The sequence below is a fragment of the Methylophilus sp. Q8 genome (genome assembly GCF_000800115.1).
Lineage (GTDB): Bacteria > Pseudomonadota > Gammaproteobacteria > Burkholderiales > Methylophilaceae > Methylophilus.
Map to the genome: position 1 here is coordinate 2,852,375 of NZ_JUHE01000001.1, position 13,533 is coordinate 2,865,907.

10 protein-coding genes are annotated in these 13,533 nt (G+C 51.4%); 6 read left to right on the forward strand and 4 right to left on the reverse strand.

From position 1 onward, the window contains the following. Positions 1-106 precede the first annotated feature (106 nt). The 3 genes from zwf (at position 107) to GQ52_RS13485 (ending at position 4,701) form a co-directional block, all read left to right on the forward strand. Entirely contained in the window at positions 107-1,582 is a 1,476-nt protein-coding gene (gene zwf, locus GQ52_RS13475; protein ID WP_019881950.1) for a glucose-6-phosphate dehydrogenase, read from the forward strand. A gap of 182 nt (positions 1,583-1,764) precedes the next feature. Then, positions 1,765-2,334 (forward strand): dCTP deaminase, encoded by a 570-nt coding sequence (dcd, locus tag GQ52_RS13480; protein WP_019881948.1) that lies wholly within the window; start codon positions 1,765-1,767, stop codon positions 2,332-2,334. 120 nt (positions 2,335-2,454) lie between these two features. Beyond that, positions 2,455-4,701, forward strand: coding sequence for an arginine/lysine/ornithine decarboxylase (locus GQ52_RS13485; RefSeq protein ID WP_019881947.1), 2,247 nt, complete (start codon positions 2,455-2,457; stop codon positions 4,699-4,701). 807 nt (positions 4,702-5,508) lie between these two features. On the opposite strand, the gene GQ52_RS13495 is transcribed toward GQ52_RS13485, so the two are convergent. Both GQ52_RS13495 and GQ52_RS13500 read right to left on the reverse strand, forming a co-directional pair. Then, positions 5,509-5,991 carry a dihydrofolate reductase gene (locus GQ52_RS13495; protein WP_024929856.1) on the reverse strand — a complete coding sequence of 161 codons (483 nt, stop codon included), beginning with the start codon at positions 5,989-5,991 and terminating at the stop codon, positions 5,509-5,511. A 9-nt stretch (positions 5,992-6,000) separates the two neighbouring features. Next, positions 6,001-6,540 carry a peroxiredoxin gene (locus tag GQ52_RS13500; RefSeq protein ID WP_024929855.1) on the reverse strand — a complete coding sequence of 180 codons (540 nt, stop codon included), beginning with the start codon at positions 6,538-6,540 and terminating at the stop codon, positions 6,001-6,003. Between the two features lie 149 nt (positions 6,541-6,689). Here GQ52_RS13500 and GQ52_RS13505 point away from each other — a divergent pair, with 149 nt between their 5' ends. Next, positions 6,690-8,525, forward strand: a complete 1,836-nt coding sequence (locus GQ52_RS13505) for a tetratricopeptide repeat protein (protein ID WP_047518375.1) — start codon at positions 6,690-6,692, stop codon at positions 8,523-8,525. Between the two features lie 39 nt (positions 8,526-8,564). Here the strand turns inward: GQ52_RS13505 and GQ52_RS13510 are convergent, their stop codons facing one another. Further along, a complete protein-coding gene (locus GQ52_RS13510) occupies positions 8,565-9,395 on the reverse strand; it encodes an HDOD domain-containing protein (protein ID WP_047518377.1) in 831 nt (276 codons plus the stop codon). A 252-nt stretch (positions 9,396-9,647) separates the two neighbouring features. Here GQ52_RS13510 and map point away from each other — a divergent pair, with 252 nt between their 5' ends. Beyond that, positions 9,648-10,442 carry a type I methionyl aminopeptidase gene (gene map, locus GQ52_RS13515; protein ID WP_047518378.1) on the forward strand — a complete coding sequence of 265 codons (795 nt, stop codon included), beginning with the start codon at positions 9,648-9,650 and terminating at the stop codon, positions 10,440-10,442. A gap of 27 nt (positions 10,443-10,469) precedes the next feature. After that, complete coding sequence (locus GQ52_RS13520) at positions 10,470-13,049, forward strand: [protein-PII] uridylyltransferase (protein ID WP_047518380.1); 2,580 nt, start codon at positions 10,470-10,472, stop codon at positions 13,047-13,049. A 9-nt stretch (positions 13,050-13,058) separates the two neighbouring features. Here GQ52_RS13520 and GQ52_RS13525 read toward each other — a convergent pair whose 3' ends face one another. Beyond that, positions 13,059-13,331, reverse strand: a complete 273-nt coding sequence (locus GQ52_RS13525) for a cupin domain-containing protein (protein WP_047518382.1) — start codon at positions 13,329-13,331, stop codon at positions 13,059-13,061. Positions 13,332-13,533 lie beyond the last annotated feature (202 nt).

Genomic DNA, 13,533 nt, shown 5'->3' on the forward strand with positions numbered 1-13,533 from the left:
TATTATTTAGAGCGACTGTGAGCACTCATAGAGTGAGAACTTACGGTAGCAAATATATGGGAAAGGCTTGCCCTTTCCCGTTTACATTTTTATCTTAAGGTTAGAAATGACGAATAAAATTGATCCATGCACACTGGTGCTGTTTGGCGCTAGTGGCAACCTGGCCCGCGTAAAACTTTATCCTGGCCTGTTCAGACTGGACTCACTGGGCCGCTTGCCAGCAGACCTGAAAATTGTAGGCGTTGGCCGCCAAGTGGTTGACCTGGAAGCCTGGCGTGCAGACATCAAAAGCATGCTGGATGCCAAATTTAAAAAAGGCTATGACCAGGCTGTGTTTGAGCGCTTTATCGCGCGTAACTTCTACCACGCCAACCCACCGACTGACCCGGATGCATTTAGCAAACTGAAAGCCACCCTCAGCGACGAAAGCGTTTTCCCGCAAAACCTGGCTTACTTCCTGTCCGTGCGTCCAGTTGACTTCGCCCCAGTGGTGGAATCATTGGCCAATGTTGGCCTGACACAAGAAGACAAATACTGGCGCCGTGTGGTGATCGAGAAACCATTTGGTACCGATCTGCCATCTGCGAAAGAACTGCAAGCTGCAATCACCAAGCATCTTAAAGAAAGCCAGATCTACCGTATCGACCACTACCTGGGCAAGTCTGCACTGCAAAACATTTTGCTGCAACGCTTTACCAATACCGTGTTAGAGCCAATCTGGAACAACCAGTACATTGATCACGTACAAATCACCAACACCGAAATGCTGGGGGTAGGCGACCGTACGCAGTTCTACGACAGCACTGGCGCATTGCGCGACATGTTGCAAAGCCACATTCTGCAAACATTGGCACTGACCGCCATGGAACAGCCGAAAGACCTGTCCCCCGAAGGCGTGCGCGATGCAAAAATCAAACTGCTGGAAGAAATTCGCCCGATCCCGGTGAGCGAGCTGGAAAAACATGCTTTCCGTGCGCAATATGCTGCCGGTGAAATCAATGGCGAAAAAGTGCCTGGTTACCTGGAAGAGCTGGGCAACAATGACAGCGTGGTTGAAACCTATGCCGCACTGAAATTGTTTATCGACAATCCACGCTGGAAAGGTGTGCCGTTTTACATCCGCACCGCCAAGCGCCTGCACGAAGCCGATACCCGTATTTCTATCCGCTTCAAAAAAGCACCGCTGCAGATCAATGACCAGGACCAAAACTGGCTCATCATTGGTATCCAGCCACGCGAGTGTATTAAGCTGGAAGTGCAATCCAAGATTCCAGGCCTGGATGTACAAACCCGTACCATTCAGCTGGATGCGGCCAACCGTTGGGATAGCGACGACTCCGTAGATGCATACGAAGCCCTGTTGCTGAACCTGATGCAAGGTGACAACTCCAACTACCTGCACATTTCTGAAGCCGAAGCACAATGGCGCCTAGTGGATCCAGTGGTCAAAGCCTGGGCTGAAGACAAGAAGCCGGTACACCAGTACCCAGCTGGCAGCCGTGACCCTGAAGCCTCAAAAGTTATTTTTGAAGCTGAAGATCAGTTCTGGCGTTACAGCATTGAATTAGGCGGCGACAAATAATAGCTGGCGGCTGCAAATGCCGCTGGTGAAATAAATCGCCAAAAATTCATAAAAAGTTTGCGAAACTGACGACATTTGTTGTTATTATTTGCACTCATTAAAAGCGGAGTTTAAACTCCGCTTTTTTCTCTTTATTGCAAGCAATCTTGCACAGATAAGCAACGCTAAGACTGGATAAGGCAATGAGCATTAAGTCGGACAAATGGATACGCAGAATGGCTGAACAACACGGCATGATTGAGCCGTTTTCACCGACGCTGGTGCGTGAAACCAATGGCGAAAAAATCGTGTCTTATGGTACGTCCTCTTACGGTTACGATATCCGCTGTGCTGACGAATTCCGCGTGTTTACCAATATCAACAGCACCATTGTTGACCCTAAACAGTTCGACCCGCAATCTTTCGTTGAAGTCTCAGGCAAAGGCTATTGCGTGATTCCGCCCAACTCGTTTGCATTAGCCCGTACGGTTGAATATTTCCGCATTCCGCGCTCAGTGCTGACCATCTGTTTAGGTAAGTCCACCTACGCACGCTGCGGCATCATCGTCAACGTCACGCCGTTTGAACCAGAGTGGGAAGGTTATGTCACACTGGAGTTCAGTAACACAACGCCCTTGCCTGCCAAGATTTACGCCGGCGAAGGCTGTGCCCAAGTACTGTTTTTTGAATCTGATGAAGTTTGCGAAACCAGCTATAAAGACCGCGGTGGCAAATACCAGGGCCAGGTTGGCGTGACTTTGCCAAAAATATAGCCTCACCCAGAATTGAAAAACGACCCATTTCACCACAAAGGCACCGAGTAAAAGCATGGCTTTCTCAGTGCCTTTGCACTTTGAGTTACACGTTTCAGTGACAAGTTAAGGATTCATTGAATGAAATTTAGATTTCCCGTCGTCATTATTGACGAAGACTTCCGCTCCGAGAACTCTTCTGGCCTCGGCATCCGCGTATTAGCCAAGGCCATCGAGGATGAAGGCGTTGAAGTGCTGGGCGTGACCAGTTATGGTGACCTGACGTCGTTCGCACAACAACAAAGCCGCGCTTCGGCGTTTATCTTATCTATTGACGATGAAGAAATCGTCGAGGAAAAACCTGAAGCAATTGAGCAATTGCGCAACTTTGTGGCCGAAATCCGCTACCGCAATGAGGAAATTCCTATTTTCCTGCACGGTGAAACGCGTACTAGCCGCCATATCCCGAATGATGTGCTGCGCGAATTACACGGCTTCATTCACATGAACGAAGACACGCCAGAATTTGTCGCGCGCCTGATTATCCGTGAAGCGAAAGCTTACCTGGATAGCCTGCCACCGCCGTTCTTTAAAGCACTGACCCACTACGCAGCTGACGGCTCCTACTCCTGGCACTGCCCTGGCCACTCCGGCGGCGTCGCTTTCCTGAAATCGCCAGTGGGCCAAATGTTCCACCAGTTTTTTGGCGAGAATATGTTACGTGCCGACGTCTGTAACGCGGTCGACGAATTAGGCCAGCTGCTAGACCATACCGGCCCGGTCGCTGCCTCCGAGCGCAACGCAGCCCGTATTTACAACTGCGACCACTTATACTTTGTCACCAACGGCACCTCGACGTCCAACAAAATTGTCTGGAACTCCACAGTGGCGCCCGGTGACATCGTCGTCGTTGACCGTAACTGCCACAAGTCCGTGTTGCACTCGATCATCATGACCGGTGCGATTCCTGTTTTCCTGATGCCGACACGTAACCACTTCGGCATTATCGGACCAATCCCGAAGAGCGAATTTGCCTGGGAAAACATCCAGAAGAAAATTGAACGCAACCCGTTTGCCAGCGACAAAAATGCCAAGCCACGTGTCTTGACCATCACGCAGTCCACTTATGACGGCGTGCTGTATAACGTCGAAGAAATCAAGGAAATGCTGGATGGCAAAATTGACACCCTGCACTTTGACGAAGCCTGGTTGCCACATGCCACCTTCCATGACTTCTACGGCGACTATCACGCCATTGGTGCGGATCGTCCGCGTTGTAAAGAATCCATGGTGTTCTCTACCCAGTCTACACATAAACTGCTGGCTGGTTTGAGCCAGGCCTCACAGATCCTGGTGCAAGACGCACAAGATAACCATCTGGATAGAGACTTGTTTAACGAAGCCTACCTGATGCATACCTCCACCAGCCCGCAATACTCGATTATTGCCAGCTGCGACGTAGCTGCAGCCATGATGGAAGCCCCTGGCGGCACGGCACTGGTGGAAGAGTCACTCAAAGAAGCGCTGGACTTTCGCCGCGCCATGCGCAAAGTGGATGAAGAATGGGGCACCGACTGGTGGTTTAAAGTTTGGGGGCCGACAGATCTTTCCGAGGACGGCCTGGAAGAGCGTGATGCCTGGATGCTCAAAGCTAACGAACGCTGGCACGGTTTCGGCAACCTGGCCGAAGGCTTCAACATGCTGGACCCAATCAAAGCCACCATCATCACACCAGGGCTGGATGTGGATGGTGAGTTTTCTGAGGAATTCGGCATCCCCGCCGCCATTGTGACCAAGTATTTGGCTGAACACGGCGTGATTGTTGAAAAAACAGGCCTCTATTCGTTCTTTATCATGTTCACCATCGGCATTACCAAAGGCCGCTGGAACACCATGGTCGCGGCTTTGCAGCAGTTTAAAGACGACTACGACAAGAACCAGCCCTTATGGAAAGTATTGCCTGAGTTCGTACAGAAACACCCACGCTATGAACGCATTGGCCTGAAAGACTTATCTACACAAATCCATGAAGTGTATAAAGCCAATGACGTGGCGCGCCTGACCACTGAAATGTACCTGTCAGACATGGTGCCTGCCATGAAGCCAACCGATGCCTTCTCCAAAATGGCACACCGTAAGATTGAACGTGTTGCGATTGATGAGTTGGAAGGTCGCGTGACTGCGGTATTGTTAACGCCCTACCCGCCGGGCATCCCATTGCTGATTCCTGGCGAACGCTTTAACAAGGTGATTGTGAATTACCTCAAGTTTGCGCGTGAATTTAACGAGAAATTCCCGGGCTTTGAAACCGATAACCATGGTTTGGTGAAACAAATTGTGGATGGTAAAGCGGTGTATTACGTGGATTGTGTGAAGCAAGAAGATTAGTTTCTGTAATCTTGTACAAGGGAAACGCATGGCTGTATAGCAAAGCGTTTCCCTTTTTTGTTTTTAAGGCCATTGCTGACATTACTGGCTTAACGCAACTCGTTGTCATCGGTGTAACTTCTACAAAGAATCTTATCGCCACATATTCATTCCGACGTAAAGTGGGCATTGTGGTTGCATGCATTCTTGCTTTTCGCCTCTCGGCGAGTCACTTTCTGGTGCTTGTCCCCCAGAAAGTAACCAAAGAGGACGACACCCAGCCATCACGGCCTAAAGGCTCCCTTGCGTTGCTCAACAAAATAAGACGGTCACGAAACTCAACCTAGCGGGCTGCACACGACGCAGCCCACCGCGGGATTCGGACAGTCGCTCCCTCTACTCTTATTTTGTCTCCGCTACTCAGCGTGATGGAATGGGATTTATCTCGCCAAACTTACATCGTAGCAATTTGGAAAGTTAGAAAACCAAATTCATTTCTTACAATCACCTGCCGTTGCGCTCATTAGATGTTCGGGGTCCCCATCTGCCGCGCCGAGCAACGCAGGCTTGGCGGGAGTCTTCGGCCATCGGCTGTTTGAGCTCCGCAACAAGCCACGATGTGTGTGGCTTGTCAGGGCGAGTTTCGATGGACGCCCGGCAAGCCGAGTAGCACAGGAAACAAGCGGAAGTTGGGATGCACTTTCTTTTGGTTACTTGTTCTTTGTGCAAGCAAAGAAAAGTAACTCGCCAAAAAGGCGAAAAGCAATCCCCCAACCTTACGATGAAAGAATGACCTTCCCAAAGGCTCCCTTAATCAACTCATCCAAATCAGCGCCGCTGATAAACCATATCACTATAATGCAAGCCATTCACCGAGGTATGCCCCTCTTCGCTCACCAACGCCCAATCATGCATCTCCATCTCAGGAAAAAACGCATCGCCGCCGACATGCGCATACACGCGCGTAATGTATAGCCGCGTGACATAAGGCAAACCTTGGACGTACATCTCTGCCCCGCCAATCAAAAATGGCTCATCATCGCCTGCGCACGCCGCCAACGCTTCCGGCAATGAGTGAACGACTTTCGCGCCTTCAACCACATATTCAGTATCGCGCGTCACAATCACGGTAGTGCGCCCCGGCAGCAGCCGTCCCAGCGATTCATAGGTTTTACGGCCCATAATAATATGATGCCCCATGGTGAGTTGCTTGAAGCGTTTGAGGTCTTCTGGCAAGTGCCAGGGCAACTGGTTATTGTGGCCAATCACCCGGTTGTCGGCATGGGCGACGATGAGGGAAAGTGCTTGCATAAAAACCTCTTAAAATGCGGATAACCGTTTGAGGTCATCAATAATGGCTTGGCTGTGTCCATCCGGATTGACGTTGCTATAGGTCTGCGCAACCATGCCTTGCGGATCGATAATAAAGGTCATGCGTTTGGCGGCCTGCAATATGCCCAGGTTAAACAACGCGCCATAGGCATCTGCCACCTGGCCATTGGTGTCGGCCAGCAAGGGAAACGATAAACGGTGTTTTTGTGCAAACTCGGCATGGCTGGCAACAGTGTCTACGCTCACGCCAACGACTTCCGCCCCCATGGCATGGATTTGCTGGATATCATCACGAAAATGGCAGGCTTCGCGCGTGCAGCCTGGCGTATCATCTCTGGGATAAAAGTACAGAATCAACCACTTGCCTTGCCAGTCAGCCAGCCGTCGCGTATTACCTTGCGCATCCGGCAACTTGAAATCCGGCGCTTTCATGCCGACACTGACGCGGTTTGAGGGCTGCTGATACTGGCGATAACCCCAGATGGCCAACCATAATATCAGTCCGTACATGATCAGTTTGATGAGCATTGCTTGATTTCCCCTTTAGACGTAAATGACTTAAAAGTGAGCCTGATGACCGTTTGGCCGTTGACGCTTTAAGCCGCTTATTGTACCTTAATCCGCCATCTGTCATTTTAAGGTCATACGCAAACGTTTGAAGTGTTGCAGTCTCTCCCATGAATAATGAAGCCATTGCAAAACTGCTCAAACTAATTGCTGACGACCCGCTGCGCTGGGACGCATACCAGAAACTGGCTGGCCTGATGTTAAAGAATCAGGAGTTTCATGCCGCTGAGCAGTATTTACTGCAAGCGATTAGCCTGCAGCCCAAAATACTCGAGTTGCATGTGCAACTGGCCAATCTGCATATGCGCACGCAGCAATTTAAAGCGGCGCATGAATGTTATAAACAAGCGATTGCCCTGGATGCAAAACAGGCACAACTGTATTCTCTCGACGCCCGCGCACTGAAAAATATGGGGCGCACGCAAGAAGCGATTTTACGCCTGCGTACTGCAACCAAGTTAGATCCACAACAATCACAGGCATTCAGCGAATGTGTCGACTTGATGCTGCAAGCACAACAGCTGGAACCAGCGGCCAATATGCTCAGGCAAGCGGTAGCCGCGCATCCTGAACACGCACACTTTCACTATCGCCTGGGTGTGTTATGCCAGCAGTTGCATGCAACCGATGAGGCCCTGCAATGCATGCAGCAGGCGATCAATATCCAGCCGGACTTTGCTGAGGCCTATCATCAGCGCGCCCTGATGCTGCAACTCCAGGGTAAAACACAAGCCGCGCTGGATAGCTTTAACGATGCGATTACCTACCAGCCGAATTTGCCGGTGCCGTATAACAACCGTGGCGTGGTGCTTTGTCAGCTTGGCCAATATCCAGCGGCCATCGCCGATTTCAGGCAAGCGCTGCAATTGAACCCAGGCTATGCTTCGTCTTACTGCAACCTGGGGCTGGCCTTATATGAAAATGGCGATGCGGACGAAGCCTATACCTGCCTCGAAACGGCTTTGCAGCATGCGCCTCAACACGCACAAGCACGCTATTACCTGAGTATGCTCAAACTGGCCAGGGGCGAATATGAGACTGGCTGGCCCATGTATGCCTCGCGCTTTGAGGTACTCCCTGACAAACAGCGACCAAACACAGACTTGTTATGGCGCGAAACCGGCTCGCTGGTGGGCAAAACCATCCTTATCCTGGCTGAAATGACGCTGAGCGACACCTTGCAATACTGTCGCTATATCCCGCTGATCAAGGTCTTCAAAGCTAACCAGATGATTATCGCGGTGCCCGAGGCCTTGTTTGATCTGTTAAATGAGTTTTGGGCGCAGGATGCCGGTATTCTGGTGATTCGCCAGGATGGCCGTCCTTTACCGCATTTTGATGTGTATTGCCCGATGCTCAGCCTGCCAGCGGTCTTTAAAACCCTGATCGACACGGTGCCTGCCAACCTGCCCTATCTCGCCATTCACGAGCGGCATAGCCAGCCGTGGCAACAATTGCTGGGGCCGACCAGACGTTTGCGTATCGGCCTCAACTGGTGTGGCGATGTGGATAATAAATATGACAAGCTACGCAGTATTCCGCTCTACCTGATGGCGCCATTACTGCAAATGGAAGTCGAATGGCACAGTATGCAAAAAGAGTTCCGGCGTGAAGATCACATCATGCTCAAGCGTTTTCCGATGCTGGAATGCCATCACCCCGCACTGACTGATTTTACACAGACGGCCGGGCTAATCATGCAAATGGATCTGGTCATTACGGTGGATACAGCGGTCGCGCATCTGGCAGCGGCACTGGGTAAACCGGTCTGGTTATTGTTGCCACACCAGGCGCATTTCCGCTGGCTGCAACAGCGTGAAGATAGCCCCTGGTATCCAGGCATGCGTCTATTCAGGCAAAGCGCTGCAGAGCCGTGGGAGAATGTGATTGACCAGGTGCATCAGGCGATTACCGACCTGCTGGCAAAACGCGCCGCAGATGCCTGATCAAGTTTTGGGAATACTAGTGCGACAGCGCTGGGAATATTAGTGCGGCACGCCCACAATATGCATTACCCGCTCCACATCCACATGTAGTAACTGGGCAATCTCTTTGTAGTCATCTGGCAGGGCCGCATTGGCCCAACCATCAGCAGAATGCCTGGCCAGGTTGACGGCCAGTTGCACATTGCGCACCCTGGGCAGATGCGCACGCTGTTCATCCATTAAATCGTTTAACAGCGATGGCAGGTTAAATGCCTGCACCAGTTCCGCCTGCAACTCCAGGATACGGAAACCAAGTACTTCTTGCTGCACGACACGACTGCGCAAGGTTTTATCGGCGGCCTGGCGCTTGCTGATTTCACCCATGGCTTCTGGATTAAAACACCACATCAGCATTTCGGCAAAGTCATATAATGAGGCCGCCACACGCAACTCTTCTGCGTGCAAATCCATCAAATGTGAGGCAAATTCGGCCGCAAAATAACCGGCACGGTGTGCACGTATCATGAGTTTAAGCAAATCCACCAAGGCAGGCACATGCTGGTTCAACACATCCTCGACATGCGGCACGGCAGGAATTTCGGCAAAAAAGGTGCTGGTGCCCATCATGATAATTGCCTGCTCCACCTGCACCAGGTCTTGCAACTGGTGGCGGCTGCGGTGATTGTTGGCATAGGTCAGCACTTTAAACATCATCAGCGGGTCATTAATCACCACGCGTGTAATGTCACGTGCTCCCGTGTCGTCCCCTCGCTCTTGCAGCGCAGTCAGTTCCCTGGCGGTTTGCCGCAATACCGGAATATCCGCCTGCTTTAAAAAAGCGACCCAGCCATTCACGGTCCGGTGTTGCCTTGCTTCGGTGAGTGTCACCATCTGTTCGCTCCAGCTTGATTCATGCGCCCGAGTATAAAACATTGCCACCGCATGCGATGTTGCAATCAATCGCACAAATCAGCGCCTGTTTGTTTTTAGGGCATATCCATTTGAATGCAATCATTAAGTTTAACGCCACAAAAGGCATGTTTCTTTAGTCGTGACTGATAAATGCCTATGTTAGAATGACATTTTAGTTATTGATTCCCAAGCCGGATCCTGAAAAATCCGGTTTTGTAAGGTCATCAGCATATGGCAATCATTCTGCACACCCCCGAAGAAATCGAAAAAATGCGCATCGCCGGTCGACTGGCCTCCGAGGTGCTCGACTACATTACGCCGTTTGTTGTGGCTGGCGTGACGACCAATAAGCTGGACCAGTTGTGTCACGATTACATCGTCAACGTGCAACAGGCGATTCCTGCCCCGCTCAACTATGCGCCGGATGGTCATACGCCCTATCCCAAATCAATCTGCACCTCCATTAACCAGCAAATTTGCCATGGTGTGCCCAGCGAAAAAGAGCTAAAACAAGGTGATATCGTCAACCTCGACATTACCGTTATCAAAGACGGTTATCACGGCGACACCTCACGCATGTTTACGGTAGGTGGCGTGACGCCACAAGCCAAACGCTTGTGCGAACTGACCTACCAGGCCATGTGGCGCGGCATTGAGAAAGTAAAACCCGGCAACACGCTGGGTGATATCGGCTACGCCATTCAATCGTTTGCCGAAAAGAATGGTTACAGTATCGTGCGCGAATTCTGCGGTCATGGCATTGGTAAAAAATTCCATTGCGAACCGCAAGTACTGCACTACGGCAAACCTGGGGCTGGCCTGACACTCAAACCAGGCATGATCTTTACCATAGAGCCCATGATTAATGCCGGACGCCGTGACATCAAATTCATGTCAGATGGCTGGACGGTGGTCACCAAAGACCGCAGTCTGTCAGCGCAATGGGAGCACACCGTACTGGTCACCGAAGATGGCTTTGAAATCATGACCGTGTCTGCCGGTACGCCACCGCGCCCAGCCCTGTAAACACCTGACGATGGTGACCATTGCTACATGACAATGATTAGCAAGGAACAGCTCAAACACTGGCGCGAGTCGCTCCAACTGGCGCGCCAGCAGATTGCCGATGCCTACCAGGCCAATCCGCAAGCAAAAACCTTACTGCAACAACATAGCCGTGTGCTGGACCAACTGCTGCGAGATCTCTGGCGCAGTTATGCCTTACCGGCCAGTGTCAGCCTGATTGCCGTTGGCGGTTATGGCCGTGGCGACATGTTTCCCCAATCCGATATTGACCTGCTGATCCTGATGCCGGAAAACAGCGACAGCCAGCTTCAGACAGCTGTCGAATCGCTGATTGGCACCTTATGGGATATTGGCCTGAATATAGGCCACAGTGTGCGTACCTTGCAAGAATGCCTGGACGAAGCCAAGCTGGACGTGACCATCATGACCAACCTGCTGGAAGCACGCTGGCTGACCGGTCAGCGCCAAACCTTCAGCGGCCTGATGCAGTCATTGCACACGCAATTGGACCAAGCGCGTTTCTTTGCCGAAAAACTGCGTGAACAACAAATTCGCCACGCCAAGTTTCACGATACAGCTTACAACCTAGAACCCAATATCAAGGAAAGTCCGGGCGGACTGCGTGATCTGCATATGATTTTGTGGGTCGCACAAAGCCAGGGGCTGGGCAATGACTGGAACGACCTGGTACATGCTGGCCTGCTCAACCGCAGCCAGGCCAGCCAGCTCAAGCGACACGAGCGCTTGCTGCAAAACCTGCGCATCCGCTTGCATCTACTGGCCAAACGCCGCGAAGACCGCCTGGTATTTGATTTTCAAAATACCCTGGCCGAGCAAATGGGCTATAAAACCACGGCACAAAAACGCGCCAGTGAACAACTGATGCAAGGCTTTTACCGCAGCGCCAGGGCGATCATGATTGAGAATGAAGTACTGCTCAAACGCATGCACGCGCGTGTGAGCCCGCCCACCGAAGCGCCCAGCGTGATAGACCAGGATTTCACATTGTCACAAGGCCTGTTGAACGCACAAATGCCAGACTTGTTCCAGCGCAAGCCTGAAGCCATCTTGCGCTGTTTTCAGCTATTACAGCAACACCCGGCCATCACCGGCTTTAGCGCCACACTGGTAAGAGCCTTGCAGGATGCGCAACCACTGATCGACCGCAGCTTCCGGCAGAATGCTGCACATAAAGCCTTGTTCCTGCAGATACTGCAAAGCCGTGAAGGCGTACACCGCAGCCTGCGCCGTATGAACCGTTACGGCATCCTTGGCCGCTATATCCCGGTATTTGGTCGCGTCATTGCGCAAATGCAGCATGACTTGTTTCATGTCTACACCGTTGATGAACATACGCTCAATGTATTGCGTAATTTGCGCCGCTTTGCCAAGCCAGACCTGCGCCATGAGTTTCCGCTATGCAGCCAGCTGTTTAATGAATTCAGCCAGCCGCATTTGCTATATTTAGCCGCAATTTTTCACGACATTGCCAAAGGCCGTGGCGGTGATCACTCACAATTGGGCACCATTGATGCCAGACGCTTCTGCCAAAAGCTGGGGCTACCCAAAGCCGATACCGAATTGGTGGCCTGGCTGGTCGAAGCGCATTTAAAACTATCGAGTACGGCGCAGAAAAGTGATTTGTCCGACCCGGATGTGATTGAAGCGTTTGCACAGATGGTCGGCTCGGAATATCGCCTGACCGCCTTGTATTTACTCACGGTGGCCGATATCCGCGGCACCAGCCCGAACGTGTGGAATGCCTGGAAAGCCAAGTTACTGGAAAGCCTGTTTTTGCAAACACGCCGCGTATTGCAGCAATCACTCAATACCGAAGCGCAACTGAGTTTGCGCAAGCAGGAAGTGCTACAAAAACTCAGTAGTTTCAACCTGAAAGAAGCTTCAGTACAACCGTTGTGGCAAGCCTTTGGCAGCGGCTATTTCAGCCGCTTTGAGAGTGACGAAATCGCCTGGCAAAGCCGCTTGCTGATCCCGCACCTGCGTGCTGAAAAACCGATTGTGCGGGCCCGGCTCAGCCCGAAAGGTGACGGTATACAAGTCATGATTTACAGTCGCGACCAAAAAGAGATTTTTGCCCGTATCTGCCACTTTTTTGACAGCATGCAATACAACATTGTGCAGGCCAAGATTTACACCACGGCGCATAGCTACGCGCTGGATAACTTTATCGTGCTGGAACCAGACACACGCCAGATCAGTTATAACGGACTGCTTAAGCATATTGAACAAGGCCTCAACGACCAACTGCTCAGTGATCAGGCTATGCCCGACCCGATACGCGGACGTGTCAGCCGCCAGGTCAAACACATGCCCATCCCGACACAAGTCAACCTGCGCCCGGTAGAGGCGCATCCGGCGTCAGGCCAGGTGGCATTTCAACAACTGGACGTTATTGCTAACGATAGGCCAGGCTTGCTGGCAAGCATGGCGCTGGTGTTTCTCAACCATGGCATCGAACTACACAATGCAAAAATCAACACCTTGGGCAACCGTGTAGAAGACAGTTTCCTGATTTCTGCCTGCCATGGCCAAACCATAGACGACGCACAAACTGCCGCGCTCACACAGGCCCTGAGTGAGCTCTAAGCAAACAAGCTACTCAAAATGATAATGTTTGCGTAGCTGTTTTTTTACTTCCCACACGCAATCCAGGCCACTGGCAAACGTCACCAGATCCCCTGCCGCAAAACTCACCGGTGCGCCATTGGCTGGCGTCACCGTCACTTCGCCTTCGAGAATATAGGCAATTTCAGTGCTGCTGTATTGCCAGGTAAAGGTCGACACTTCTTTCGACCAGGTTGGCCATTGCTTCACCCCCAAAGCAGCCAGGGTCATGGCACTCGGTTTTTCTACTTTGATCTGGCTCATAGCGGCTCCTTTGTCATGGGATAAACATGCAGACGATGCTTGGGAAAAATACATGGCACTGCAGCTTCTTGCTGGCAACATCATGCCAGCTCTTATTTTTGCGGATTATGCGTCACAGTTCAATCTTTTTAACACATGTCTGACCTCTGATTTAAATCAGTGAAAGCGACTATTTCTTATCAAATCTTTTCACTTCTCCCAT

Excerpts from the sequence above, each read along its gene's own strand:
- map (WP_047518378.1), top strand. The coding sequence starts at position 9,648 with ATGGCAATCATTCTGCACACCCCCGAAGAAATCGAAAAAATGCGCATC.
- GQ52_RS13505 (WP_047518375.1), top strand. The coding sequence starts at position 6,690 with ATGAATAATGAAGCCATTGCAAAACTGCTCAAACTAATTGCTGACGAC.
- GQ52_RS13510 (WP_047518377.1), bottom strand. The coding sequence starts at position 9,395 with ATGGTGACACTCACCGAAGCAAGGCAACACCGGACCGTGAATGGCTGG.
- GQ52_RS13525 (WP_047518382.1), bottom strand. The coding sequence starts at position 13,331 with ATGAGCCAGATCAAAGTAGAAAAACCGAGTGCCATGACCCTGGCTGCT.
- GQ52_RS13520 (WP_047518380.1), top strand. The coding sequence starts at position 10,470 with ATGACAATGATTAGCAAGGAACAGCTCAAACACTGGCGCGAGTCGCTC.
- GQ52_RS13495 (WP_024929856.1), bottom strand. The coding sequence starts at position 5,991 with ATGCAAGCACTTTCCCTCATCGTCGCCCATGCCGACAACCGGGTGATT.
- zwf (WP_019881950.1), top strand. The coding sequence starts at position 107 with ATGACGAATAAAATTGATCCATGCACACTGGTGCTGTTTGGCGCTAGT.
- GQ52_RS13500 (WP_024929855.1), bottom strand. The coding sequence starts at position 6,540 with ATGCTCATCAAACTGATCATGTACGGACTGATATTATGGTTGGCCATC.
- dcd (WP_019881948.1), top strand. The coding sequence starts at position 1,765 with ATGAGCATTAAGTCGGACAAATGGATACGCAGAATGGCTGAACAACAC.
- GQ52_RS13485 (WP_019881947.1), top strand. The coding sequence starts at position 2,455 with ATGAAATTTAGATTTCCCGTCGTCATTATTGACGAAGACTTCCGCTCC.